The following is a 25528-nucleotide window of genomic DNA, read 5'->3' as shown; positions in this document are numbered from 1 at the left end:
CCGCCGGCGCGCCAGAATGCAGCCCCATGAACACCACCCGCTCCCACCTGTCCAAGGCCAGCCAGCCCGGCGCGCGCGACCCGTTCGGCGCCCACCTGCGGCACTGGCGCACCCACCGCCGCCTGAGCCAGCTCGACCTGGCGCAGGAGGCCGAGGTCTCGACCCGGCACCTGAGCTACGTGGAAACCGGCCGCGCCGCGCCCAGCCGCGAGATGGTGCTGCGCCTGGCCGAACGGCTCGAGGTGCCGCTGCGCGAACGCAATGCGCTGCTGGTGGCCGCGGGCTTTGCACCGATGTACCGGCAGCGCTCGCTCGACGATCCGGCGATGGCCGCCGCGCGCCGCGCGGTCGACCTGGTGCTGAAGGGGCACGAGCCCTTTCCCGCGCTGGCCGTGGACCGCCACTGGAACCTGGTGGCGCACAACGCGCTGGTGCCGATGCTGATGGAAGGCGCCGCGCCCGAGTTGATGCAGGCGCCCATCAACGTGATGCGGCTGAGCCTGCATCCCGACGGCGTGGCTCCACGCATTGCCAATCTCGCCCAATGGCGAACCCATCTGCTTGAACGGCTGCAGCAGCAGATCGCCGCCACCGGCGACGCGGTGCTGCAGGAATTGCACGACGAACTGGAGGCCTACCCTCCACCCGCGGTCAGCCACGACCTGCCCGCAGTCGACACGGCACTGTCGGCCATTGCGGTGCCGATCCAGTTCGTCACGCCGAACGGGGTGCTGAGCTTCATCAGCACCACCACCATCTTCGGCACGCCGGTGGACGTCACGCTGCAGGAACTGGCGGTGGAATCGTTCTTCCCGGCCGATGAGCAGACCGCTGCTGCGCTGACGGCATTGGCGGCGCAGGCGACGGCTTGAAAACCGGGGACCGCTGGCTCAGCGCTTCTTCGGAGGCTGGCCCGCAGCACCGGCCGGGGCTGCGCCAGTAACCGCGGCCGGGTCCCGCCAGCCGTATTCAACGTAGCGCCGGATGATCAGGCAGCCCGGCGGCGAATCGATCAGCGAGACCGACGAGGTGGGCTCTTTCTCGTCGGTGTAGACCGCGTAGTTGGGCAGCAGCCGCGTCATCTTGTAGCTCGCCAGCTCTTGCTGGCCGACGCTCGCGCAGGTGAAGGGCGCGACCGAGATGCGCTCGGCCGACACGGTGCAGGCGCCGCTGTCGTCGGGAATGGCGGTGATCGACGCGGCCACGCCGGCGTTCGGAAACTCCATGCCGATCAGCGAGAACATCGGCCCGGCGTCAGGGCGCTTTCGGTCCCAGTCGAGCAGCACGTCGTGGCTGCGGCTGCCCTGCACGGTGAGCGTGGAAAGCCGCGTGATGGCGGGCAGGCAGCGCTTGATGCCCACGCTGGTTGCTGCGCGCGTGAGCGTGTCCTGCGGCGCCGCCGGTGGCGCCTGGGGCACCAGCACGCCCTGCGCGAGTGCAGCGCCGGCAGCACCCCACGACACGGCGGCGAGCAGCAGGCGGGGGAATCGTCGGTTCGGCTTCATCCCGGTCCTCATGCGTAAAGGTTCTCGATGGCGGCGGTGTACGTGCGCACGTTGTCCTCGCCCTCGGGGTCGAGCGTCGCGATGAAGCGACGCGCGCGCTCGCGGTAGGCCGGCAGGTCGGCGTCGTGTTCGGCGAAGGCGCGCTGCAGGGCCCGACCGCCCTCCTCGCAGTCGAAGCCGTGATAGCGGTAGCCGCAGTCGCCGATGAGGTGCGAGTTGTGGATCAGCGGATAGCCGCCGTACAGGGCCTCGTAGTAGAGGTAGTTCTGCGCGTTCTCCCAGTGGTGCGCGAACACGGCGTCGATCTTGCCCGGCATCACCTGGTAGACCGGGAAGCGTCCCTCGAAGGTGGCCAGCCCGTGCTGCACGATGTCCAGGCTTTGCGCGAAGCCGATGAACAGCGGCTTGTCCTTCAGATGGAAGCTGTTGTAGACCCACATCTTCTCGATCAGCCGCGGCTGCGCGCGGTGCGCCGCTTCGCAGCCGAGCATCGGGATGAAGCTCGTCTTCACCATGCAGATGTTGGGCTCGAAGATGGCCACGCGCCACTGCTTGCGGCCGGGTTCGTAGGCAAACGGCGGGCTCTGCGGCGCGCGGGCCATGGCGCGCTCCAGCACCATCGGGCTCCAGAGGTGGGGCATCAGTCGCACCGGTGCGCGGAAGGTGCTCTCGAAGTAAGGCTTGCACGACACCTCGTACTCGGGGATCGTCCAGACCTCGTCGTACGGCGCGCCGGAGACCAGCAGGCCGTGCGGCTTGTCGAAGATCATCCGCTCGATGTCGATCACGTAGTCGTTGCCCACGCGCATCGAGACGATCTTGCCGCCGCGTTCGCGAAACGCCACGGACCACGACATGGCCAGCTGGGCGCTCATCTCGATCATGAGATCGAGCTCCTGCGCGGCCGTGGCCATGTCGATGATGGGCACCGGCGAGTCGGCCAGGAAATTGGTTGCATCCGCAGGACCGCCGTCGCCGCCGCCGGCCACCAGCACGGCGCTTTCCACGCGCGGCGAACGCAGCAGCAGCATCACGAGGAACAGGCAGTTCTGGTAGACGCCGTTCTCCCACAGGCTCTGCTCGCCCTTGCGGATGAAGATGGAAACGCCAACCTTCAGCTTGGCCGGCATGGCGGTCTTTTTCTGCGCTTCGCTCATGCGGCGCTCCTCACGCCGTCGGCACGGAATGCGGCATCGCCGCCCACCAGGTGCAGAAGGCGCTGCGCATAGCCGTCGACGTTCGCCCGGTGGAGCGGATCGAGCGTCTCGAAGATCCGCAGGGAGCGCGCGCGGTAGTCGTCCAGTTGCCGGTCGTGGTTGCGCACGGCCTGCAGCAGTTGCGCCGCGCCGGCGGCGATGTCGAAGTCGGGGTAGTAGTAGCCGGCATCGCGCAGCCAGGGCGAGTTGTGCACCAGCGGGTAGTTGCCGTAGAGCGCATCGAGGTAGCTGTAGTTCTGGTCGTTCTGCCACTGGTGCGAAACCACCGCGTCGGCGAACTGCACCATGAAGCCCGCGAAGTCGTGCCGGCCGTGGAAGATCGCCTTGTGCTGGCGCACGATGTCGAGCGAGTTCGCCAGATACAGCATCGTCGGGTGGTCCTTGACGTGCAGGGTGTTGAGCACCTGCATCGAGGCCACGGCAGTTGGGTCGGCGCGATAGGCCCCGTCGCAGATCAGCATGGGCACGCTGCTGGACTTCACCACCGAGATGTTGGGCTCGAAGATCGCCACCCGAAACCCCGGCTGCTCGGCCGTGCGCGGCGTGTAGCCGAAACGGTGGCCCGCGGCCTCGACTTCCGCGACGCGCTGGACAAGGAACTGCGGCGACCAGAGATACGGCACCTCGAACACCGGGCAGCGGTGCATGGTGCGCATCATCGGCGCGAACACCGCGTCCTTGGGCAACAGCCATACCTCGTCGCAGCGGTCGGGCTTGCTGAAGTGCCCCTTGTCGGTGAACAGGATCGGCTCGGCCAAGGCCGCGAAGGGTTGGCCCACGCAATGGAACACCACGCGGCCGCCGCATGCGCGGAAGTAGGAAAGCCATTGCACATCGAGCGCGCCGGCCATCTCGATGACCACGTCCAGCGCATCGGTCAGGTCGCGTGCCCGCCCGAAAGCCAGGCCCATGGCGGCCAGGTCGACCTGGGGCGGCATGCTCGGCTGGTCGCCTGCGTCGACCAGGGTCACGGATTCGACGAACTCGATGCGTTGCAGCAGCCGGGCGAGAAACAGGACGTTCTGCCCCATTCCGTTTTCCCAGATGTTCTGTCCCGCGTGGGTGAGGACTGAAATACCAATGCGCATGGGGGCGAAGTGTGTACCAAAAAAAACGGCTCCCGCACCGTCAGCGCGGGAGCCTCCCAGTTGTGGCCAGATTCAGTGGCTTATTTCCACTTCCAACCGATGCCGGCGTTGACGCCCCACTCCTTGCCCGTGGTCGTCAGGCCCGCGCCCCAGGACATCTTGCCGTCGTCGGACAGCGCCTTGAAGGTCAGCGCCACGGCGCTGTAGCCCTTGTAGCTGCCGAGACCCACGCCCACGGTCTTTTCGCCGGGGTACAACGTCGGCAGGTACGTGCCCGACATCGCGAAGGCCATGGCCGTGCCCGAGTAGGCGATGCGCGCCACGTCGCCGACCTGTCCCTGCACCTGGTTCAGCTGGTTCAGGTTCACGGCGTCCGTCGGCAGTACGCCCGGCGCCACGTTGCTGATGCGCGTGCCGCCCGGTGCCTGGCCGTTGCCCAGCGTAACCTGGTTGTAGTTGACCGAGCCGTCCGGGTTGGTCGCGTACTGCACGCCGCCGGCCGCAACCGCATTGGCCGTGGCCCTCAATTGCGCCACGTTGGTGGCATCGCTGTCGGCCGTACCTGCCGCCACGCCGGTGATCTGGCGGTACTGGCCGGAGGCCGCATCGCCCACCGACACCGCGGCCTGCGTGCTGGTGGTTGCCCTGATGGCCGCCGCCTGCTGCGCCGTCGCGCTGCCCGGCACGTAGCCGGCCACACCCGCCGCGGTGGAAGCCACCGAGCCCGAGCCCAGCGCCACGCCGCCGCTTTGCTGCACGATGGCGCCGAAGCCGATGGCCGTGCCCTTGGAGATGTTCTGCGCCTGGCTCAGCGCCGTACCGCCTGCGTCGGCGTTGTCGCCCAGCGCCACGCCACCGCCGCCTGCGCGGGAGTTCACACCGATGGCCTGCGAGCCCGTGGCCAGCGCCCCGGTACCGATGGCGATCGCGTTCGCACCCGTGGCCTGGGCGCCGAAGCCCACCGCCACCGCGCCGTCGGCCGTTGCCCGGGCGCCGTTGCCGGCCGCGAAGGAGTTGGCGCCGCTGGCCACCGATTGGGGGCCGATCGCCACGGCTTCCTGGCCCGAGGCCTGGGCATCCGCCGCCGTCGAGTTCGCGTGGAAGTACTTGGTGCCGGTGTTGTAGATGTTGTTGACCGACGTGCTCAGGCTGTTGACGTTGACGTTGGTCGTGCTCAGGCTGGTCGACAGGCTGCCGACACCGGTCGACAGACTGGCGATGCCGCTGGTCGCGGTGCTCAGGCCCGACGAGGTCGAAGTCGACAGGCTGGCCACGCTGCTGTTCGTCGTGCTCAGGCCGGTGGACAGGCTGCCGATGCTGCTGGTCGCCGTGCTCAGGCCGGTCGAAGTCGAGGTCGACAGGCTGGCCACGCTGCTGTTCGTCGTGCTCAAGCCCGTCGACAGGCTGCCGATGCCGCTCGTCGTGGTGCTTAAGCCCGTGGACAGGCTGTCGACCGTGCTCGACACCGTGCTCAGGCCGGTGGACAGGCTGCCGATGCTGCTGGTCGCGGTGCTCAGGCCTGTGGAGGTCGAGGTCGACAGGCTGGTCACGTTGCTGTTCGTCGTGCTCAGACCCGTGGACAAGCTGCCGATGCTGCTCGTGGTCGTGCTCAGGCCGGTCGAGACCGAGGCCGACAGGCTGGCAACGTTGCTGTTCGTCGTGCTCAGGCCCGTCGACAGGCTGCTGATGCTGCTCGTAGCGGTGCTCAGACCCGTCGAGGTCGACGTGGACAGGCTGTCGATGCTGCTCGTGGCCGTGCTCAGGCCGGTGGAAGTCGAAGTCGACAGGCTGGCAACGTTGCTGTTCGTCGTGCTCAAGCCGGTGGACAGGCTGCTGATGCCGCTGGTCGCGGTGCTCAGGCCGGTCGAGGTTGACGTGGACAAGCTGTCGATGCTGCTGGTCGCCGTGCTCAGCCCGGTGGACGTCGAAGTCGACAAGCTGGCAACGTTGCTGTTCGTCGTGCTGAGCCCCGTCGACAGGCTGCTGATGCCGCTGGTCGCGGTGCTCAGGCCGGTCGAAGTCGACGTGGACAAGCTGTCGATGCTGCTCGTGGCCGTGCTCAGGCCCGTGAAGGTCGAGGTCGACAGGCTGGCCACGTTGCTGTTTGTCGTGCTCAGGCTGGTCGACAGGCTGCCGATACCGCCACCAAGCGAGGTCGACAGCGACGTCAGCTGACCGAAGTTCACTGCATCGGTGGGGTTCACACCCGCGGCGACGTTCGTGAGGATGACCGGCGAGGTTGCACCCACGCCTCCCAGCGTGACCCTGGTATGGCTTGCGTTGTCGTACTGGACCGAATTGGCAAGGCCGGTCGACAAGCTGCCGATGCTGCTGGTCGCGGTGCTCAGACCGCTGGACAGGCTGCTGATGCCGCTTGTTGCTGTGCTCAAGCCGGTCGAAGTGGAAGTCGACAGGCTGCTCACGTTGCTGTTTGTCGTGCTGAGTCCCGTCGAAAGGCTGCTGATGCCGCTTGTAGCAGTGCTCAGACCGGTCGAAGTGGAGGTCGACAGACTGGTTACGTTGCTGTTTGTCGTGCTCAGGCCGGTGGACAGACTGCTGATGCCGCTTGTCGCGGTGCTCAGACCCGTCGAGGTCGACGTGGACAGACTGTCGATGCTGCTCGTGGCGGTGCTCAGACCGGTCGAAGTGGAGGTCGAGAGGCTGGCGACGTTACTGTTTGTCGTGCTCAAGCCAGTGGACAGACTGCTGATGCCGCTGGTGGCCGTGCTCAGACCCGTAGAGGTCGAGGTCGACAGGCTGCTCACATTGCTGTTGGTCGTGCTGAGTCCCGTCGAAAGGCTGCTGATGCCGCTCGTCGCGGTGCTCAGACCCGTCGAGGTCGACGTGGACAGGCTGTCGATGCTGCTCGTCGCTGTGCTTAGCCCGGTCGACGTCGACGTCGACAAGCTAGCCACACTGCTGTTTGTCGTGCTCAAGCCGGTGGAGAGGCTGTTGATGCCGCTGGTGGCAGTGCTCAAGCCCGTCGACGTCGACGTGGACAAGCTGTCGATGCTGCTCGTGGCCGTGCTCAGACCGGTGGAGGTCGAGGTCGACAGGCTGGCAACGTTGCTGTTCGTCGTGCTCAAGCCGGTGGACAAGCTGCTGATGCCGCTTGTAGCTGTGCTCAGGCCAGTCGAAGTCGAGGTCGACAAGCTGGCGACGTTGCTATTCGTCGTGCTCAGGCCGCTCGACAGACTGGTGATACCGCTGGTTGCCGTGCTCAGACCCGTCGAGGTCGAAGTCGACAGGCTGCTCACATTGCTGTTGGTCGTGCTGAGTCCCGTCGAAAGGCTGCTGATGCCGCTCGTCGCGGTGCTCAAGCCGGTGGACAAGCTGCTGATGCCGCTTGTAGCAGTGCTCAGGCCAGTCGAAGTGGACGTCGACAAGCTGGCGACGTTGCTGTTGGTCGTGCTCAAGCCGCTCGACAGGCTGGTGATGCCGCTGGTTGCTGTACTCAGACCCGTCGAGGTCGAAGTCGACAGACTGCTCACATTGCTGTTGGTCGTGCTCAGACCGGTCGAGGTCGACGTGGACAGGCTGGCGACATTGCTGTTCGTCGTGCTCAGGCCGGTGGACAGGCTGCTGATACCGCTCGTTGCGGTGCTCAGACCCGTCGAGGTCGAAGTCGACAGGCTGCTCACGTTGCTGTTGGTCGTGCTAAGGCCTGTCGAAAGGCTGCCGATGCCGCTCGTCGCGGTGCTCAAGCCAGTCGAAGTCGACGTGGACAAGCTGTCGATGCTGCTGGTAGCAGTACTCAGCCCGGAAGACGTCGAGGTCGACAAGCTGGCGACGTTGCTATTCGTCGTGCTCAGGCCGGTGGACAGGCTGCTGATGCCGCTGGTTGCGGTGCTCAGGCCCGTCGAGGTCGAAGTCGACAGGCTGCTCACATTGCTGTTGGTCGTGCTCAGACCGGTCGAGGTCGACGTGGACAAGCTGGCGACATTGCTGTTCGCCGTGCTCAAGCCGCTCGACAGGCTGGAAATACCACTGGTCGCTGTGCTCAAGCCGGTCGAGGTCGAAGTCGACAGACTGCTCACATTGCTGTTGGTCGTGCTCAGACCGGTCGAAGTTGAGGTCGAGAGGCTGGCCACGCTGCTGTTCGTCGTGCTCAAGCCCGTGGACAAGCTGCTGATACCGCTTGTAGCAGTGCTCAGGCCCGTCGAGGTGGACGTCGACAGGCTGGCCACGTTGCTGTTCGTCGTGCTCAGCCCCGAGGACAGACTGGTGATACCGCTCGTCGCGGTACTCAGCCCTGTCGATGTGGAGGTCGACAGGCTGCTCACGTTGCTGTTGGTCGTGCTGAGGCCCGTCGAAAGGCTGCTGATGCCGCTCGTAGCGGTGCTCAGACCCGTCGAGGTCGACGTGGACAGGCTGTCGATGCTGCTCGTGGCCGTGCTCAGCCCGGTGGAGGTCGAGGTCGACAGGCTGGCAACGTTGCTATTCGTCGTGCTCAAGCCGGTGGACAGGCTGCTGATGCCGCTGGTCGCGGTGCTCAAACCCGTCGAAGTCGACGTGGACAAGCTGTCGATGCTGCTGGTAGCAGTACTCAGACCGGTAGACGTCGAGGTCGACAAGCTGGTGATGCCGCTGGTCGCCGTGTTCAGGCCCGTCGAGGTAGAGGTCGACAGGCTGGCAACGTTGCTATTCGTCGTGCTCAGGCCGGTGGACAGGCTGCTGATGCCGCTTGTCGCGGTGCTCAGACCCGTCGAGGTCGACGTGGAAAGGCTGTCGATGCTGCTCGTAGCAGTGCTCAGACCAGTGGACGTCGAAGTCGACAAGCTCGCAACGTTGCTATTGGTCGTGCTTAGGCCCGACGAGGTAGACGTCGACAGGCTAGTCACGTTGCTGTTGGTGGTGCTCAAGCCGCTCGACAGGCTCGAAATACCGCTGTTGGCCGTGCTCAACCCCGTGGAGGTCGAAGTCGACAGGCTGCCGATACTGCTCGTCGCAGTGCTCAGACCGGTTGACGTCGAGGTAGACAGGCTGGCTACGTTGCTGTTGGTCGTGCTCAGGCCGGTCGACAGACTGTCGAGACCGCTGCCCGCCGTGCTCAAAGCGGTCGACAGGCTGGAGATGCCGCTGGTGGCCGTGCTCAGGCCCGTGGAGGTCGAGGTCGACAGGCTGGCAACGGCACTGTTGGTCGTGCTCAGGCCGGTCGACAACGAACCCGCGGTCGTGGAAAGTTGGCTGACATTGACGGCATCCTGGGGAGCACCGCCCGGGGCCACACCCGTGATCTGGCGATTGCCCACGTTTACCTCGCCCGACGAGGTTTGCGGCGCGGCCAGGCCGAAGGCGGTGTAGTTGGTCAGCGCCCCCACGTTGGCCACTGAGCCAGCGCCCAGCGCTACGCTGTTGGCCACGTTGGTCTGCGCATTCAGGCCCAGCGCCACGCTGGCGTCGCCATTCGATATCGCGTTCTGGCCGACGGCCACGCTGTCGGCACCGAGAGCCTGACTGTCTGCACCCGTGCTGTTGGTATGGAAATACTTCGTACCGGTGTTGTAGATCGTGCTGACCGACGAACTCAGCGTACTCAGGTTGCTGTTCGTCGTGCTCAGCCCCGTCGACAAGCTGCCAATGCCGCTGAAGGAGGTGCTCAGGCCGGTCGAGGTGGAAGTCGACAGGCTCGCAACGTTGCTGTTCGTCGTACTCAGACCGCTCGAAAGACTCGTGATGCCACTGGTTGCGGTGCTCAGGCCTGTGGAAGTCGAAGTCGACAGGCTGGCCACATTGCTGTTCGTCGTGCTCAGGCCACTCGACAAACTCGTGATGCCGCTGGTTGCGGTGCTCAGGCCCGTGGAGGTCGAGGTCGACAGGCTCGCCACATTGCTGTTCGTTGTGCTTAGACCGCTCGACAGACTGGTGATGCCACTCGTAGCGGTGCTTAGACCGGTCGAGGTGGAAGTCGACAGGCTCGCCACGTTGCTGTTGGTGGTACTCAAGCCGGTGGACAGGCTGCCGATGCCGCTGGTCGCGGTGCTCAGACCGGTCGATGTCGAGGTCGACAAGCTGGCCACGTTGCTATTCGTCGTGCTCAACCCACTCGACAAGCTGGTGATGCCGCTGGTCGCGGTACTCAGACCCGTAGAAGTCGAGGTCGACAGGCTGGAGACATTGCTGTTCGTCGTGCTCAGGCCGCTTGACAGGCTGGTGATGCCGCTGGTCGCAGTGCTCAAACCCGTCGAAGTCGACGTGGACAAGCTGCCGATGCTGCTCGTAGCCGTACTCAGGCCGGTCGAAGTGGAAGTCGACAGGCTCGCCACGTTGCTGTTCGTCGTGCTCAAGCCACTCGACAGGCTTGTGATGCCGCTGGTTGCGGTGCTCAGCCCGGTGGAGGTTGAGGTCGACAAGCTCGCCACATTGCTGTTGGTGGTGCTCAGACCTGAAGACAGGCTGGTGATACCGCTCGTCGCCGTGCTCAATCCGGTCGAGGTCGATGTCGACAAGCTCGTAACGTTGCTGTTGGTCGTGCTCAAGCCACTCGACAGACTTGCGATGGCGCTGGTTGCCGTGCTCAGCCCCGTGGAGGTCGAGGTCGACAAGCTCGCCACGTTGCTGCTCGTCGTGCTCAGACCGCTCGACAGACTGGTGATGCCGCTCGTTGCGGTACTCAGGCCTGTGGAAGTCGAAGTCGACAAGCTGGCGGCGTTGCTATTGGTGGTGCTCAGACCAGAGGACAAACTGGTGATACCGCTCGTCGCAGTGCTCAGACCCGTGGAGGTCGAAGTGGACAGGCTCGCCACATTGCTGTTCGTCGTGCTTAGACCGCTCGACAGACTCGTGATGCCGCTGGTTGCGGTGCTCAGGCCTGTGGAGGTCGAGGTCGACAGGCTTGCCACATTGCTGTTGGTGGTGCTCAGACCAGAAGACAGGCTCGTGATGCCACTCGCTGCCGTGCTCAGCCCCGTGGAAGTCGAAGTCGACAAGCTGGAGACATTGCTGTTCGTCGTGCTCAAGCCACTCGACAGGCTCGTGATGCCGCTGGTTGCGGTGCTCAGGCCCGTGGAGGTAGACGTCGACAGGCTCGCCACATTGCTGTTGGTGGTGCTCAGACCAGAAGACAGGCTCGTGATGCCGCTCGTCGCCGTGCTCAGGCCTGTGGAGGCCGAAGTCGACAAGCTCGTCACATTGCTATTGGTGGTGCTCAGGCCCGAGGACAGACTGGTGATACCGCTCGTCGCCGTGCTCAAACCCGTGGAGGTCGAGGTGGACAAGCTGGCGACCTTGCTGTTCGTCGTGCTCAGGCCAGTCGAAAGGCTGCTGATGCTGCTTGTTGCCGTGCTCAGGCCCGTGGAGGTCGAGGTCGACAGGCTGGCGACATTACTGTTCGTCGTACTCAGTCCGGTCGACAGACTGCTGATGCTACTGGTCGCCGTGCTCAGACCCGTCGACGTCGACGTCGACAAGCTGCCGATGCTGCTGCCGGTCGTGCTCAGCCCCGAAAACAGCTGGCTGCCGTTGATCGCATCGGTCGAGCTGGATGTCACGCTGCCCGCGGCCACATTGGTGACTTGGCGCTCCGAACCCACTGCGCCGACGCTGACCACTCCGATCGGTGCAGTGCCTGCGAAGCCTCCATAAGTGACGCTTCCGATGGTTGCGCTGGGCACGGCGGTTGCCGCAGCCGTCGTACTGCCATCACCGAGCGCCACGCTGCGCGCGGTGCTCGCAACGGCACCGCGTCCGATCGCAATGCCGGATGTTGCCGCAGCCGCCACCGACGATTCGCCGCCGATTGCTATGGCATCCGTAGCCGCGGCCTGAGCGCCCTTGGTCGCATTGCTGCCGATGGCAATTGCGCCCGCCGCAGAAGCGGTCGTGGAGTTTGCCGGCGACAGTGCGGTAGTTCCATTGCCGCCCGCTCCGCCGATCGCGACCGAATTGAGGCTCTGAGCTCTCGCGCCAAAGCCCAGAGCGGTGCTGCCTGTGCCGGTCGCGGTACTGGACAGCCCAAAAGCGCTTCCCCATTGGCCGGCCAGCGATAAGAAGCCGAAGGCTGCCGCCCCGTCCCCAGTCCCCTGAGCAAAGCTACCGAACACCGACACCCCGCTCTTGCCGTTGCCACTGGCGTTGCAACCCAGCACGTTCGACCAAGTTCCGCTTCCATCCACGGGAAAGGCATTGGTGTTGGACGGCGTTACCTGACCAAGCTGCGCTGTAGTACCTGTTGAGACACAGTTGTTGCCGTCGGGAGCGTATGTGCTTGCATACACGCTTCCCGATGGGACCTGCAATCCAGCAGCCAAGACTGCCGCTACCGCGGTCAGTTTCAGCCCGCCAAGCCTCCCCTGCGTGCGACTGCTTCCGAGTTTTCCGCGGGCCTTGGTGATTTCAGATGCGGCAACCCATGCACCTAGGGATTCGTTCCAGATGCTTCTATAAGACTTGTTCATTTGCTTTGACTCGGCTCGCGGTGAGAAACGGACAGGTTGAGATCGACCAAAAGTGCGATGCGCCTGCTCCAGGTTCCATCGCTGAAGGCACACGTGGGTCGCCTTGATTGCAGGACTGCTGGAATGTACGGACTTGTTTACATTTAGGAGTAATCCCCGTAGCCAGGAAAATTAATCCTGATGATTTAGTTCACAAAACTCGGAGAAGAGTTACTTTTCCCCGAGGCGCTAGTTGTCGGAGGACTACGGCCAGATGAGCAACTTCTAGAATGCCAACAGGCAGGAACTTCGCTCATCGTCGCTCTTACTGCTGCGTTCTGGGCGCCCGGCGCTTAACCCTCTTTTTCCGCAAGATTCAAGGCGACCAACCCGCAAAAATATGAAATTCATCACAAAACTTCAGATGAATTCGATATGCAAATACAGCCTTAATGGCCGCCCCGGGCAATTAACATTTACGAAACAATTTAATGCCCCCAGCTTCCATGCTTCGCATCGGCATCACCATCGGCCTCCACCACGAGGCAGAAACCCTCTGGAACAACGGCATCAAGCAGAACGCCGTGTTCCTGGCGGAAGCACTGAAGCACTGCCCCGGCGTGGCCTCGGTGGTGTTGGTCAACACCACGGCCATCTCCATCACTCCTTCGCTGCCCTGGGATCAGACGCGCTGGCCCACCGCGACCTTCGAGACGGCCAAGGACAACGTGGACGTGCTGATCGAGCTCGGCGGCCAGATCGATGCAGCTCAAACCGACTACCTGAAGCGCCGCGGCGCGCGGCTGGTGTCCTACTGCTGCGGCTTCGAATACGTGCACGCCATGGAGTCGATGCTGTTCAACAAGCCGCTCTGGGGACAGAACCTGTTTGTGAACCAGCGCTACGACGACATCTGGATGGTTCCGCAGGTGGCAAACATCAGCCAGCCCTACTTCGAGGTGCTGCGCCGGGCCGAAGCGCGGCCCGTGCCCTTCGTCTGGAGCCCCGTGTTTCTCGACGAACGCACGCGCGCCCTGCCCGATGCCGGCGTCTATCAGCCGCACGCCGGGCCGCGCCGGCTGAGCGTGATGGAGCCGAACATCAATGTGGCGAAGTTCTGCCTCTACCCCGTCCTGATCGCCGAACTGGCCTACCGCGCGCGGCCCGGCTCCATCGCACTACTGCAGGTCACCAACGCCGAACGCCTGGCCAGGGAGAACATGGAATTCATCACGCTGATGAACCAGCTCGACCTCGTCCGCGAGCACAAGGCGGTGTTCCTCGGGCGGCACGAAACGCCTGTTTTCCTGGCGCAGAACACGGACATCGTCGTCTCTCACCAGTGGGAGAACCCGCTCAACTACTTCTACCTCGAGACCTGCTGGCAGGGCTATCCGCTGGTACACAACGCGCACTTGTGCGCGGACCTCGGCTACTACTACGAGGGCAACGACGTAGCCAGTGGCAGTGCCCGCGTGCTCGAAGCCATCGACACGCACGACGCCAACGCAGCTGACTACCGTGCGCGCCAGCGCAGCCTGATCGACCGTTATCTGCCCGGCAACGCCGCGGCCACCGAGGTCTACAACACACTGCTGCTCGGCCTGATGCAGCGTCCCGCCCGATAGAGCCCCACGGAACCCTGCATGCTTGCCCCGTCCGAACTCCAGCAGTTCTTCCCCGTGGTCATGACACCGAGCCACGACGGCAAGTTCTTCCAGAACTATGTCGCGTCGATGCTGAACTTCACTGTCCAGTCCGAGCGCACCGGCATGCGGATGCAGGTGCTGATGCACCAGGGCGAGAGCTTGGTGACGCGCGCGCGGAACAACTGCGTGGCCCAGTTCCTCGCCAATCCGCAATGGACACACCTGTTCTGGATCGACGCGGACATCGGCTTCTCGGCGCAGGCAGCCTTCCGCCTGCTGCTCTCGGGCTACGACGAACTCAGGATCCAGCCCGACGGCTTCATGGAGATGACCGAAGCGCCAACCGGCTTCATGGCCATCAAGCGCTCAGTGTTCGAGCGGCTCATCGCGAGCTACCCCGACCTCAGCTACGTGCCCGACAGCATCGGCGAGGCCGACCTGGGCCTTCACTACCGCTTCTTCGACGTCATGGTCGACCCCGTGACCCGCCGCTATCTCTCGGAAGACTACGGTTTCTGCCGCCTGTGGTCAGGGCTGGGCGAGTCGGTCTACATCGACGCCAACTCCAACCTGACGCACCAGGGGGCCAAGCTCTACCGCGGCGACTTCGCCAGTTCGCTGTTGGCGTCCCTGCCCCATGCCGTCGGGGGCCCGGCCGGCGCGGCCATGGTGCTCACGGGCCAGGAATACCTGAACCCCAATCCGCCTGCGCTCTGAACCCTGCGCGCCGCCAATGAAAAAGCCCCGGCGAAGGGGCTTTTTCATGGGGCAGGCCGAAGGAGATCAGGCCGCGACCGAATCCGCCACGCCCTTGTAGTCCTCGATCTTGTCGAAGTTCAGGTACTGGTAGATCTGCGCGCTGGACGCATCGAGCACGCCCGTGGCAGCCATGTATTCCTCGCGCGTCGGGATGCGACCCAGGCGCGAGCAGATGGCGGCCAGTTCGGCCGAGCCCAGGTACACGTTGGTGTTCTTGCCCAGGCGGTTCGGGAAGTTGCGGGTGCTGGTCGACATCACCGTGGCGCCTTCGCGCACCTGCGCCTGGTTGCCCATGCACAGCGAGCAGCCCGGCATTTCGGTGCGGGCACCTGCATTGCCGAACACGCCGTAGTGGCCTTCTTCGGTGAGCTGGTGTGCGTCCATCTTGGTGGGCGGCGCGATCCAGAGCTTGACCGGAATGTCGCGCTTGCCTTCGAGCAGCTTCGACGCTGCGCGGAAGTGGCCGATGTTGGTCATGCACGAACCGATGAACACTTCGTCGATCGCAGCGCCGGCCACGTCGCTGAGCGTCTTCACGTCGTCGGGGTCGTTCGGGCAGGCCACGATGGGCTCATGGATCTCGGCCAGGTCGATCTCGATGATGGCGGCGTATTCGGCGTCGGCGTCGCCCTTGAGCAGTTGCTGGTCGGCCAGCCATGCCTCTTGCGCGGCGATGCGGCGTTGCAGTGTGCGCGCGTCGGTATAGCCTTCGGCAATCATCCACTTCATCAGCGTGATGTTGCTGTTGATGTACTCGGCGATCGGCTCCTTGTTCAGGTGCACGGTGCAACCAGCGGCCGAGCGTTCGGCCGAAGCGTCGCTCAGCTCGAAGGCTTGCTCCACCTTCAGGTCGGGCAGGCCTTCGATTTCGAGGATGCGGCCCGAGAAGATGTTCTTCTTGCCTTGCTTGGCCACGGTCAGCAGGCCCGCCTTGATGGCGTACAGCGGAATGGCGTTGACCAGGTCGCGTAGCGTGACGCCGGGCTGCATCTTGCCCTTGAAGCGCACGAGCACCGACTCGGGCATGTCCAGCGGCATCACACCGGTGGCAGCCGCGAAGGCCACGAGGCCGGAGCCGGCCGGGAAGCTGATGCCGATAGGGAAGCGGGTGTGGCTGTCGCCGCCCGTGCCCACGGTGTCGGGCGTCAGCAGGCGGTTGAGCCAGCTATGGATCACGCCATCGCCCGGGCGCAGCGACACGCCGCCGCGGTTGGCCATGAACTCGGGGAGTTCGTGGTGCATCTTGACGTCGACCTTCTTGGGGTATGCCGCCGTGTGGCAGAACGACTGCATCACGAGGTCGGCCGAGAAGCCCAGGCAAGCCAGGTCCTTCAGCTCGTCGCGCGTCATCGGGCCGGTGGTGTCCTGCGAGCCGACCGAGGTCATCTTGGGTTCACAGTACGTGCCGGGGCGAACGCCCTGGCCTTCGGGCAGGCCGCAGGCGCGGCCGACCATCTTCTGCGCGAGCGAGAAGCCCTTCTTGGTGTCGACGGGGCTGGTCGGCAGGCGGAACAGCGTCGACACGGGCAGGCCCAGTGCCTCGCGCGCCTTGGCCGTCAGGCCGCGGCCGATGATCAGCGGAATGCGGCCGCCGGCGCGCACTTCGTCGAACAGCACGTCGCTCTTGACCTGGAATTCGGCGATGACCTTGCCGTCCTTGAGCGCCTTGCCTTCATAGGGACGCAGCTCGACCACGTCGCCCATGTTCATCTGCGTGACGTCGAGTTCGATCGGCAGCGCGCCCGAGTCTTCCATCGTGTTGTAGAAGATCGGGGCGATCTTGCCGCCGAGGCAGACGCCGCCGAAACGCTTGTTAGGCACGAAGGGAATGTCTTCGCCGGTGAACCAGAGCACCGAGTTGGTGGCGCTCTTGCGCGACGAACCCGTGCCGACCACGTCGCCCGCGTAGGCCACCAGGTGGCCGCGCGCGCGCAGGTCTTCGATGAACTTCACCGGGCCGCGCTTGCCGTCTTCCTCGGGCACGATGCCGGGGCGCGCGTTCTTGTGCATCGCCAGGGCGTGCATCGGAATGTCGGGACGGGTCGTCGCGTCGGGGGCGGGCGACAGGTCGTCGGTGTTGATTTCGCCAGCCACCTTGAAGATGCTGACGGTGATGCTCTTGGGCACTTCGGGACGGCTCGTGAACCACTCGGCGTCGGCCCAGCTTTGCAGCACACCCTTGGCGTGCACGTTGCCCTTGTCGGCCTTTTCCTTGACGTCGTGGAACTGGTCGAACATCAACAGGGTTTTCTTCAGGCCTTCGGCCGCCACGGCGCCGACTTCGGCGTCGTCGAGCAGGTCGATCATGGGGCTGATGTTGTAGCCGCCGAGCATGGTGCCGAGCAGTTCGGTGGCGCGGGCGCGCGACAGGAACTCGCTCTTCTCGGTGCCGTGGGCCACGGCCGCAAGGTAGCTCGCCTTGACCTTCGCCGCGTCGTCGACACCGGCAGGCACACGATGGGTGAGCAGATCGAGCAGGAACGCGCCGTCCTTTGCATTCGCGCTCTTGAGGAGCTCGATCGCTTCAGCGGTCTGCTTCGCGCTCAAAGGCAGCGGCGGGATACCGAGCGCGGCGCGTTCGGCAACATGGTCAACGTAGGCTTGCAACATCTTTTTTTCTCCGGAAACTGGGCTGGCGGGCGTGCAACGCAGCAAGCAAGAGCCGCGCCGCACGCCGTTTCGTTACTTACTTCTTGGCCGGGTCGGCGCCTTCGAAAAGGCTCTTCGGCGGGTTCTTCTTCATTTCTTCTGCAAACGCGACCTGGGCGGGCGTCTGGCATTCGTCGGCGATGCGCAGGCCGGCCTTCTGGTTCATCAGCATCGACTTGTTGCCGAGCTGCAGCCACATGGCGCCGGCACGCGGGTCTTCGAGGCGGATGGCGCCGGTGCGGCTTTCGACCGGGTGCATGCGGTACTTGAGGCCCTTGGTGGTCACGGTGAAGAAGCCGGGCTTCTTCTCGTCGGGCGTGACGGTCACATCGGCACCGAGTTCGCACTGGGCGCGGCCGGTCGACACGCGCTGGGCCACGGCCAAGTCGGCGTCGTTGAGCGTCACGTCGGTATCGGTATTGACCGGCGTGACTTCCTCGACGGCCTTGGCGGCGCGGCGGGTGACTTGGTGCTTGGCCGGCGCCTTCTTGGCCGTCGTCTTGGCGGCGGGCTTGGCCGCATCCTGGGCCAGTGCGGCGAACGGCAGCGCCAGCGCGACGGCGGCAATCAGGGCAATTTTCTTCATGTGTGGGTTTCCTTGAGCTGGATTCAGGGGTGGTTTCAGGAGGCCGCGAGCGCAAACCAGGCTTTCGCCTCGGGGGGCAACGCGCGCCCTGTTGCGTGGGCACGCATCAAGACCTGCCAAAAGTGGCGGTAGCTCGCGCGGTCGTGCAATGTGCCATCAATTTGTGTCGGAGCCCAATCCGCGGCCGCGGCTTTTGCAATGATTTGTGAGGCGATCTGAATCTGCGCCTCGTCCGGCGCAAAGGCCTCGAGGATGGGGCGGATCTGATTCGGGTGGATGCTCCACATGCGCGTGTAGCCGAATTCGTCGGCCGCCTTGCGCGCCGCCGTGCGCATGGCATCGGCGTTGTTGAACTCGGTGACCACGCAGTGCGACGGCACCTTGCCATAGGCATGTGCGGCCGACGCGATGGCCAGCTTGGCGCGCACCACCAGCGGGTGGCTGAACTGCCCTGCCGCACTCATGCCATCGGCGGGGATCGCGCCAGCATGCGCCGAGACGAAATCCATGAGGCCGAAGCTCAGGGACTGCACGCGCGGATGGGCGGCAATCTCGAAGGCGTTGTGCACGGCGAGCGGCGATTCGATCAGCACGTGCAGCGGCAATGCGTCGGCATCCGCCGCCTCGAGCGCCGCAACAGCCTGCAACACATCGGCCACCGATTCGACCTTCGGCACCATCAGGTGGCTCAGGTGCTGGGCGGCACGGCCGGCAATGGTGATCACGTCGCCGGCAAAGGCGGGGTGGTCGACGGGGTGCACGCGCACGCCGACGCGCATGCCGGGTTTCGCGGCCAGCGCCAGTTCGGTGACGAGCGCGGCATGCTCGGCTTCGCCGCCCACGGGGGCGCCGTCTTCGCAATCGAGCGTGACGTCGAACACGCAGGCGCCGAACTCCTCGGCCATCTCGGCCTGGAGCGCGAGGCTCTTCTTCATGCGCGCCTCGACGCCGCTGTAGTGGTCGCACACGGGCAGCGTCACGGCGCCGGCCTGTGCGCCCAGCAGCACTTCGGCGGGGTGGGCTGTGTGGGTCATGCCTTGCTCTTTTGCGCCACGATGAACATGCGCGGGAACGCGAGCAGCCGCTTGCCGTCGGCCCGGGCGGGATATGCCTCGTCCACGCGGCGCTGGTACTCGGCGAGGTAGCTCGCCTGCAGGTCGACCGGCAAGCGATCGACGAAGGGCTTCAGGCCGGTGCTGCGCACCCATTCGACGATGGAAGCGGCATCGGCCATGCGGTGCTGGTAGATCGTGTGCCAGACATCGACGCTGGCGGAATGCGGCGCCAGCAGGTCGTAGTAGCCGCCGAGCGGCAGCAGCAGGGTGCGCAGCCTGTCGGCATCGCCGATGGGCTCGGCCCACGGCGCTTCGGCCGCCAGCGCGCGCATCAGGCGGTGCGTGGGTTCCTGGCGGTTGTCGGGCATCTGGATGGCGAGCACGCCACCCGGGGCCAGCGCGTCGAACAGGCGCGGGATCAGCTTTTCGTGATCGGGCACCCATTGCAGGGACGCATTGGCGTAAATGAGGTCGGGCGCTTGTTCCGGAGATTGCGGCGCCCAGGTCGCGATGTCGCTCAACTCGAAGCCCGCCTTCGGCAGCCGCTCACGCGCGCTGACCAGCATGGCTTCGGAGTTGTCGGTTCCGAGGACTTGCGCCTTCGGGAACCGCTGAACCAGCAGCTCGGTGGAATTGCCCGGCCCGCAACCGAGGTCGACCACGCGGTCGGCTTCGGTCAGCGGCACCCGCGCGAGGAGCTCCTGCGCGGGTCGTGTGCGCTCGTCCTCGTAGCGACGGTAGAGCGCGGGATTCCAGTCGAGCATGCTGCGAGTTGCTTACAGCAGGTGGGCGACGCCGGCGCGTTCGCCTTCGAGCTCTTCGAGCGTCTTGTTGATGCGTTCCTGGCTGAATGCATCGATCTCGAGGCCTTCGACCAGCTTGTACTCACCGTTTTCGCAGGTGACCGGGAAGCCGAACATCACGTCCTTCGGAATGCCGTACTGGCCGTCCGACGGAATGCCCATCGTGACCCACTTGCCGTTGGTGCCCAGGGCCCAGTCGCGCATGTGGTCGATGGCGGCGTTGGCAGCCGAAGCGGCCGACGACAGGCCGCGAGCTTCGATGATGGCGGCGCCGCGCTTGCCGACGGTCGGCAGGAAGGTGTTGGCGTTCCATTCCTGGTCGTTGATCATCTTGGCGACGCTTTCGCCGTTGATGGTGGCGAAACGATAGTCGGCGTACATCGTGGGCGAGTGGTTGCCCCAGACGGTGAGCTTTTCGATGTCGGCCACCGGCTTGCCGGTCTTGGCGGCGATCTGGCTGGCGGCGCGGTTGTGGTCCAGGCGCAGCATGGCGGTGAAGTTCTTGCGCGGCAGGTCCGGTGCGCTCTTCATGGCGATGTAGGCGTTGGTGTTGGCGGGGTTGCCGACCACCAGCACCTTGACGTTGCGGCTGGCGACGGCGTTCAGTGCCTTGCCCTGCGCGGTGAAGATGGCACCGTTGACGGCCAGCAGCTCGGCACGTTCCATGCCGGGGCCGCGGGGACGCGAGCCGACGAGCAGTGCGTAGTCGGCGTCCTTGAAGGCGGTCATCGGGTCGCCGTGGGCTTCCATGCCGGCCAGCAGCGGGAAGGCGCAGTCGTCGAGTTCCATCATCACGCCCTTGAGCGCCTTCTGGGCCTTCTCGTCGGGGATTTCGAGCAACTGAAGAATGACCGGCTGGTCTTTGCCGAGCATTTCACCGGAGGCGATACGGAACAACAGGGCGTAACCGATTTGACCGGCGGCACCGGTGACGGCAACGCGGACGGGCTTTTTGCTCATGGGAAGACTCCAGAAGGTGATGAAAACGGTGTTGGTGCTCTCGTGGGGCGCCAGGGTCCTGCGGGATCGGAATACCTTCCCGCAGCGCGAGACCGGCCGCATTTTAAGCCGATTCAATGAGCCTCGTCTTATGTCTTATATAAGATATCCTCCTGGGGTCCGCCAAGGCGCACCCCACCGCTGCCATGAACACGCCCACCACACTCGACGAGCCCCCGACGCCGTCCTTCAGTCCGCTCTACCAGCAGATCAAGACCCTGATCCTGCAGAGCCTGCAGGCGGGCGAGTGGAAGCCGGGCGAGCCCATCCCGAGCGAGATGGAACTGGCAGTGCGCTTTCGCGTGAGCCAGGGCACGGTGCGCAAGGCCATCGACGAACTCTCGGCCGAAAATCTGGTGGTACGCCGCCAGGGCAAGGGCACCTTCGTCGCCACGCATGCCGAGCAGCATGTGCAGTACCGCTTCCTCAAGCTCGTGCCCGATGCGGGCGACCCGAACACCGAAGGCCCCGCGGTACGCACCATCGTCGACTGCAAGCGCCTGCGCGCATCGGCCGACGTGGCGCGTGCCCTCGGCCTGCGCACGGGCGACGCGGTGCTGCAGGTGCGGCGCGTGCTCGCCTACGGCGGCGTGCCGACCATCCTCGAAGACCTCTGGCTGCCCGGCACACCCTTCAAGGGACTCACCGCCGAGCGGCTGCGCGCGTGGCCCGGCCCGATGTACGCGCTGTTCGAGACGGAGTTCGGCGTGCGCATGGTGCGTGCCGAAGAAAAGATCCGCGCCGTGCTGCCCGATGCCGAACAGGCCGCGCTGCTCGACGTGACACCGCAGATGCCCCTGCTGAGCGTGGAGCGCGTGGCGCACACCTACCATGACATGCCGATGGAACTGCGCCGCGGGCTCTATCGCACCGACACCCACCACTACAGAAACCAGCTGGGCTGACCCGATGCAGACGAAAGCCGGATACCGGTGCGCCAGCGTGCGCACACAACGCGTGCGAAGCGCAGCGAAGTCAAGAGCATCCGACTGCAACGGTGCACTGACTCGCACGCGTCCGCTGCCCGATGGTGCATTGCAATAGAATTTTGCGTTGTTTGCATTTCCGCAGAAGAAACAAAAGCGTTCGCTCTCAGAACAAGCCAACAAGTCACAAAGCCACGAAAGCAATCCCCCCAATGACAGAGCTTGCAACCCCTCCCCGGCCACCGCGTCGCGAATTCCGCAACATCAATGCCTTCACGGACCTCACGACCTATCGGCTGCCGCCGGCGGGCATCGTGTCGATCCTGCACCGCGTCAGCGGCGTGCTGATGTTCCTGCTGCTGCCGTTCATCATCTGGATGTTCGACACGTCGCTGTCATCTGACTATTCGTTCGCGAGATTCAAGAGCGCCTTCAACGTCGGCATCGGCTTCGCTCCGGGGTGGTTCTTCAAGCTCGTCGCGCTCGCGCTGATCTGGGCCTACCTGCATCACTTCATCGCCGGCCTGCGCCATCTCTGGATGGACGTGAGCCACGCCGCGGTGACCAAGGAGTTCGGCCATACCTCGGCCGTCGTCACGCTGGCACTGAGCATCCTGCTCACCGTGGTGCTCGGCGCCAAGCTGTTCGGCCTGTACTGAGAAGGAGCCAACCATGTCTGTGAATTACGGCTCCAAGCGCATCGTCGTCGGCGCTCATTACGGTTTGCGCGACTGGCTCAGCCAACGCATCACGGGCGGCCTGATGGCGCTCTTCACGATCATCCTGCTCGCACAGCTGATCTTCTCGCGCGGCCCCATCGGCTACGACCTGTGGGCCGGCATCTTCGCCGCGCAGTGGATGAAGGTGCTGACCTTCTCCGTGATCGCTGCCCTGCTCTATCACGTGTGGGTTGGCATGCGCGACGTGTGGATGGACTACGTCCAGCCCGTCGGCATTCGCCTTGCCCTGCAAATTTTCACCATCGTCTGGCTTGTCGGTTGTGCGGGTTGGGCCATTCAAGTGCTTTGGAAGATCTGACCCCACCATGACCTACACAAAAGAAAAAATCACCAAGCGCAAGTTCGACGTCGTGATCGTCGGCGCCGGCGGCTCCGGCATGCGCGCCTCGCTGCAACTCGCACGCGCCGGCCTCAACGTGGCCGTGCTGTCCAAGGTGTTCCCCACGCGTTCGCACACCGTTGCTGCGCAGGGCGGCGTCGGCGCCTCGCTCGGCAACATGAGCGAGGACAACTGGCACTACCACTTCTACGACACGATCAAGGGCTCCGACTGGCTCGGCGACCAGGACGCGATCGAGTTCATGTGCCGCGAAGCCCCGAAGGTCGTGTACGAGCTCGAACACTTCGGCATGCCGTTCGACCGCAACCCCGACGGCACCATCTACCAGCGTCCGTTCGGCGGCCACACGGCCAACTACGGCGAGAAGCCCGTGCAGCGCGCCTGCGCCGCGGCCGACCGCACTGGCCACGCGATGCTGCACACGCTCTATCAAAAGAACGTCGAAGCCCGCACGCAGTTCTTCGTCGAATGGATGGCGCTGGACCTCATCCGTGACGACGAGGGCGACGTGGTCGGCGTGACCGCGCTCGAAATGGAAACCGGCGACCTGCACATCCTGCAGGCCAAGACCGTGCTGCTGGCCACCGGCGGCGCAGGCCGCATCTTCCAGGCCTCGACCAACGCCTTCATCAACACCGGCGACGGCCTCGGCATGGCGGCCCGCTCGGGCATTCCGCTGCAGGACATGGAGTTCTGGCAGTTCCACCCGACCGGCGTGGCCGGCGCGGGCGTGCTGCTGACCGAAGGCTGCCGCGGCGAAGGCGCGATCCTGCTGAACAGCAACGGCGAACGCTTCATGGAGCGCTATGCGCCCACGCTGAAGGACCTGGCGCCGCGCGACTTCGTCTCGCGCTCGATGGACCAGGAAATCAAGGAAGGCCGAGGCTGCGGTCCCAACAAGGACTACGTGCTGCTCAAGCTCGACCATCTGGGCGCAGACACCATCCACAAGCGCCTGCCCTCGGTGTACGAGATCGGCGTCAACTTCGCCAACGTCGACATCACGAAGGAACCGATTCCCGTGGTGCCGACCATCCACTACCAGATGGGCGGCATTCCGACCAACATCCACGGCCAGGTCGTCATCCAGAAGGGTGAAGAGAACAGCGCCGTGGTGAACGGTCTCTACGCCGTGGGCGAATGCTCCTGCGTGAGCGTGCACGGCGCGAACCGCCTGGGCACCAACTCGCTGCTCGACCTCCTGGTGTTCGGCCGCGCGGCCGGCAACCACATCGTCGAGTTCAACGACAAGCTCAAGGAACACAAGGAACTGCCCAAGGATGCGGCCGACCGCACGCTGGAGCGCCTGAACCGCCTCGAGTCGACCACCGGCGGCGAATACGCGCAGGACGTGGCCGGCGAGATCCGCGCCGTCATGCAGCAGCACGCAGCCGTGTTCCGCAAGCAGGCCTCGATGGACGAAGGCGTGACCAAGATCGCCGCCGTGCGCGAACGCGTCAAGGCCATCGGCCTGAAGGACAAGTCCAAGGTGTTCAACACCGCCCGCATCGAAGCGCTGGAAGTCGACAACCTGATCGAAGTGGCGCAGGCCACGATGGTCTCGGCCGCCGCCCGCAAGGAATGCCGCGGCGCCCACACCGTGGAAGACTACGAACGCCCGGCGGACGATCCGGTCGCGCCGCTCGGCCGCGACGACGCCAACTGGATGAAGCACACGCTCTGGTACAGCGCGGACAACCGCCTCTCGTACAAGCCGGTCAAGCTGCAGCCCCTGACGGTCGCATCGGTGCCCCCGAAGGTCCGGACATTCTAAAAATTAGGAACACACGATGAAGCGCACATTCCAGATCTATCGCTACGACCCGGACAAGGACGCCAAGCCCTACATGCAGACGATCGAGATCGAACTCGACGGCCATGAGCGCATGCTGCTGGACGCCCTGATGAAGCTCAAGGCGCAGGACCCGACGCTGTCGTTCCGCCGCTCGTGCCGCGAAGGCGTCTGCGGTTCCGACGCGATGAACATCAACGGCAAGAACGGTCTGGCCTGCCTGACCAACATGAACACGCTCAAGGGCACGGTCGTGCTCAAGCCGCTGCCGGGCCTACCCGTCATCCGCGACCTGATCGTGGACATGACGCAGTTCTTCAAGCAGTACAACTCGATCAAGCCGTACCTCCAGAACGACAGCGTGCCGCCCGAGAAGGAGCGCCTGCAGTCGCCCGAGGAGCGCGACGAGCTCAACGGCCTGTACGAGTGCATCCTGTGCGCGAGCTGCTCCACGAGCTGCCCGAGCTTCTGGTGGAACCCCGACAAGTTCGTAGGCCCGGCCGGCCTGCTGCAGGCCTACCGTTTCATCGCCGACAGCCGCGACGAAGCCACCGCCGAGCGCCTGGACAACCTGGAAGATCCGTACCGCCTGTTCCGCTGCCACACGATCATGAACTGCGTGGACGTGTGCCCGAAGAGCCTGAACCCGACCAAGGCCATCGGCAAGATCAAGGAACTGATGGTGCGCCGCGCCATCTGACGCCCGTCCTGCAAGAAGTCACCATGCAAACCGCCGCCGACTCCGATCAGCCGCTCAGCGAACGTGCCCTGAGCAAGCTGAAATGGCGCTGCCGGCGCGGACTGCTCGAGAACGACCTGTTCATCGCCCGCTTCTTCGAGCGGCACGAATCCCGCATGACCGTGGGTCAGGCGGGAGCGATGGAGACATTGATGGACCTGTCGGACAATGATCTCCTCGACCTCCTTCTGCGCAGAAAGGAGCCCGAGCCCGAATGGGCCGGGGCCGAGGTGGTCGCATTGCTGCAGCTGATGCGAACCGACGGCGCACAGCGTCCCGCCATCTCTCCTTCGTCCTGAATCCACC

19 protein-coding genes and 3 pseudogenes are annotated in these 25528 nt (G+C 64.8%); 11 read left to right on the top strand and 11 right to left on the bottom strand.

The annotated features are described in order from the left end of the window. Window positions 1-26: 26 nt before the first annotated feature. Window positions 27-872, top strand: coding sequence for a helix-turn-helix domain-containing protein (locus ASD05_RS01930; protein WP_056586842.1), 846 nt, complete (start codon window positions 27-29; stop codon window positions 870-872). An 18-nt stretch (window positions 873-890) separates the two neighbouring features. Here the strand turns inward: ASD05_RS01930 and ASD05_RS01925 are convergent, their stop codons facing one another. The 4 genes and pseudogenes from ASD05_RS01925 to ASD05_RS31025 all read right to left on the bottom strand — a co-directional run. Then, on the bottom strand, window positions 891-1505 hold the full coding sequence (locus ASD05_RS01925; RefSeq protein WP_056586839.1) for a hypothetical protein: 615 nt from the start codon (window positions 1503-1505) through the stop codon (window positions 891-893). Between the two features lie 8 nt (window positions 1506-1513). Further along, window positions 1514-2662, bottom strand: a complete 1149-nt coding sequence (locus ASD05_RS01920; protein ID WP_056586836.1) for a DUF2827 domain-containing protein — start codon at window positions 2660-2662, stop codon at window positions 1514-1516. After that, a complete protein-coding gene (locus ASD05_RS01915) occupies window positions 2659-3810 on the bottom strand; it encodes a DUF2827 domain-containing protein (protein ID WP_056586833.1) in 1152 nt (383 codons plus the stop codon). The genes ASD05_RS01920 and ASD05_RS01915 overlap by 4 nt, the downstream gene beginning before the upstream one ends. 80 nt (window positions 3811-3890) lie before the next feature. Further along, window positions 3891-4382, bottom strand: a pseudogene (locus tag ASD05_RS31025) (YadA-like family protein); the annotation flags it as partial. On the opposite strand from ASD05_RS31025, the gene ASD05_RS31020 reads away from it, so the two are divergent. Together ASD05_RS31020 and ASD05_RS31015 are read left to right on the top strand one after the other, a co-directional pair. Beyond that, window positions 4267-4500: a hypothetical protein gene (locus tag ASD05_RS31020; protein ID WP_414930031.1), complete on the top strand. Its 234-nt coding sequence runs from the start codon at window positions 4267-4269 to the stop codon at window positions 4498-4500. The pseudogene ASD05_RS31025 and the gene ASD05_RS31020 sit on opposite strands and share 116 nt — an antisense overlap. 18 nt (window positions 4501-4518) lie before the next feature. Then, window positions 4519-4935, top strand: a complete 417-nt coding sequence (locus tag ASD05_RS31015; RefSeq protein ID WP_414930030.1) for a hypothetical protein — start codon at window positions 4519-4521, stop codon at window positions 4933-4935. A gap of 11 nt (window positions 4936-4946) precedes the next feature. On the opposite strand, the pseudogene ASD05_RS29880 reads toward ASD05_RS31015, so the two are convergent. Both ASD05_RS29880 and ASD05_RS31010 read right to left on the bottom strand, forming a co-directional pair. Continuing rightward, window positions 4947-11858 (bottom strand): annotated as a pseudogene (locus ASD05_RS29880) (hemagglutinin); the annotation flags it as partial. 216 nt (window positions 11859-12074) lie between these two features. Then, window positions 12075-12206, bottom strand: a pseudogene (locus ASD05_RS31010) (ESPR domain-containing protein); the annotation flags it as partial. A gap of 470 nt (window positions 12207-12676) precedes the next feature. On the opposite strand from ASD05_RS31010, the gene ASD05_RS01890 reads away from it, so the two are divergent. Beyond that, window positions 12677-13813, top strand: a complete 1137-nt coding sequence (locus ASD05_RS01890; protein WP_056586817.1) for a DUF2827 domain-containing protein — start codon at window positions 12677-12679, stop codon at window positions 13811-13813. Between the two features lie 18 nt (window positions 13814-13831). Continuing rightward, the gene (locus ASD05_RS01885; protein ID WP_056586815.1) at window positions 13832-14551 is read left to right on the top strand and encodes a hypothetical protein; all 720 of its coding nucleotides are present in this window, start codon (window positions 13832-13834) and stop codon (window positions 14549-14551) included. Window positions 14552-14617: 66 nt separating this feature from the next. On the opposite strand, the gene ASD05_RS01880 is transcribed toward ASD05_RS01885, so the two are convergent. From ASD05_RS01880 to ASD05_RS01860, 5 genes are all read right to left on the bottom strand, one after another. Further along, window positions 14618-17203: a bifunctional aconitate hydratase 2/2-methylisocitrate dehydratase gene (locus ASD05_RS01880; protein WP_056586811.1), complete on the bottom strand. Its 2586-nt coding sequence runs from the start codon at window positions 17201-17203 to the stop codon at window positions 14618-14620. Between the two features lie 76 nt (window positions 17204-17279). Next, window positions 17280-17828: a hypothetical protein gene (locus tag ASD05_RS01875; protein ID WP_056586807.1), complete on the bottom strand. Its 549-nt coding sequence runs from the start codon at window positions 17826-17828 to the stop codon at window positions 17280-17282. 35 nt (window positions 17829-17863) lie between these two features. Next, window positions 17864-18862, bottom strand: a complete 999-nt coding sequence (locus ASD05_RS01870) for an HpcH/HpaI aldolase/citrate lyase family protein (RefSeq protein WP_056586805.1) — start codon at window positions 18860-18862, stop codon at window positions 17864-17866. Further along, window positions 18859-19647: a trans-aconitate 2-methyltransferase gene (tam, locus tag ASD05_RS01865; RefSeq protein WP_056586801.1), complete on the bottom strand. Its 789-nt coding sequence runs from the start codon at window positions 19645-19647 to the stop codon at window positions 18859-18861. The genes ASD05_RS01870 and tam overlap by 4 nt, the downstream gene beginning before the upstream one ends. A gap of 12 nt (window positions 19648-19659) precedes the next feature. Continuing rightward, the gene (locus ASD05_RS01860; protein ID WP_056586799.1) at window positions 19660-20646 is read right to left on the bottom strand and encodes a malate dehydrogenase; all 987 of its coding nucleotides are present in this window, start codon (window positions 20644-20646) and stop codon (window positions 19660-19662) included. A 185-nt stretch (window positions 20647-20831) separates the two neighbouring features. Here ASD05_RS01860 and ASD05_RS01855 point away from each other — a divergent pair, with 185 nt between their 5' ends. The 6 genes from ASD05_RS01855 to ASD05_RS01830 all read left to right on the top strand — a co-directional run bounded on the left by ASD05_RS01855 (window position 20832) and on the right by ASD05_RS01830 (window position 25521). Then, window positions 20832-21590 (top strand): GntR family transcriptional regulator, encoded by a 759-nt coding sequence (locus ASD05_RS01855; protein ID WP_056586796.1) that lies wholly within the window; start codon window positions 20832-20834, stop codon window positions 21588-21590. 233 nt (window positions 21591-21823) lie between these two features. Then, window positions 21824-22270 carry a succinate dehydrogenase, cytochrome b556 subunit gene (gene sdhC, locus ASD05_RS01850; protein WP_007830511.1) on the top strand — a complete coding sequence of 149 codons (447 nt, stop codon included), beginning with the start codon at window positions 21824-21826 and terminating at the stop codon, window positions 22268-22270. A 13-nt stretch (window positions 22271-22283) separates the two neighbouring features. Beyond that, window positions 22284-22649 (top strand): succinate dehydrogenase, hydrophobic membrane anchor protein, encoded by a 366-nt coding sequence (gene sdhD / locus ASD05_RS01845; RefSeq protein WP_007830510.1) that lies wholly within the window; start codon window positions 22284-22286, stop codon window positions 22647-22649. A gap of 7 nt (window positions 22650-22656) precedes the next feature. After that, window positions 22657-24465 carry a succinate dehydrogenase flavoprotein subunit gene (gene sdhA, locus ASD05_RS01840; protein WP_007830509.1) on the top strand — a complete coding sequence of 603 codons (1809 nt, stop codon included), beginning with the start codon at window positions 22657-22659 and terminating at the stop codon, window positions 24463-24465. Between the two features lie 16 nt (window positions 24466-24481). Continuing rightward, complete coding sequence (locus ASD05_RS01835) at window positions 24482-25183, top strand: succinate dehydrogenase iron-sulfur subunit (RefSeq protein WP_056510083.1); 702 nt, start codon at window positions 24482-24484, stop codon at window positions 25181-25183. A 23-nt stretch (window positions 25184-25206) separates the two neighbouring features. After that, entirely contained in the window at window positions 25207-25521 is a 315-nt protein-coding gene (locus ASD05_RS01830; protein ID WP_007830507.1) for a succinate dehydrogenase assembly factor 2, read from the top strand. The last annotated feature ends 7 nt before the right edge of the window (window positions 25522-25528 follow it).

It is taken from the genome of Variovorax sp. Root434 (genome assembly GCF_001426595.1).
GTDB lineage: Bacteria > Pseudomonadota > Gammaproteobacteria > Burkholderiales > Burkholderiaceae_C > Variovorax.
The sequence above is the reverse complement of the archived record's forward strand: the minus strand, read 5'-3'. Positions and strand labels throughout refer to the sequence as shown.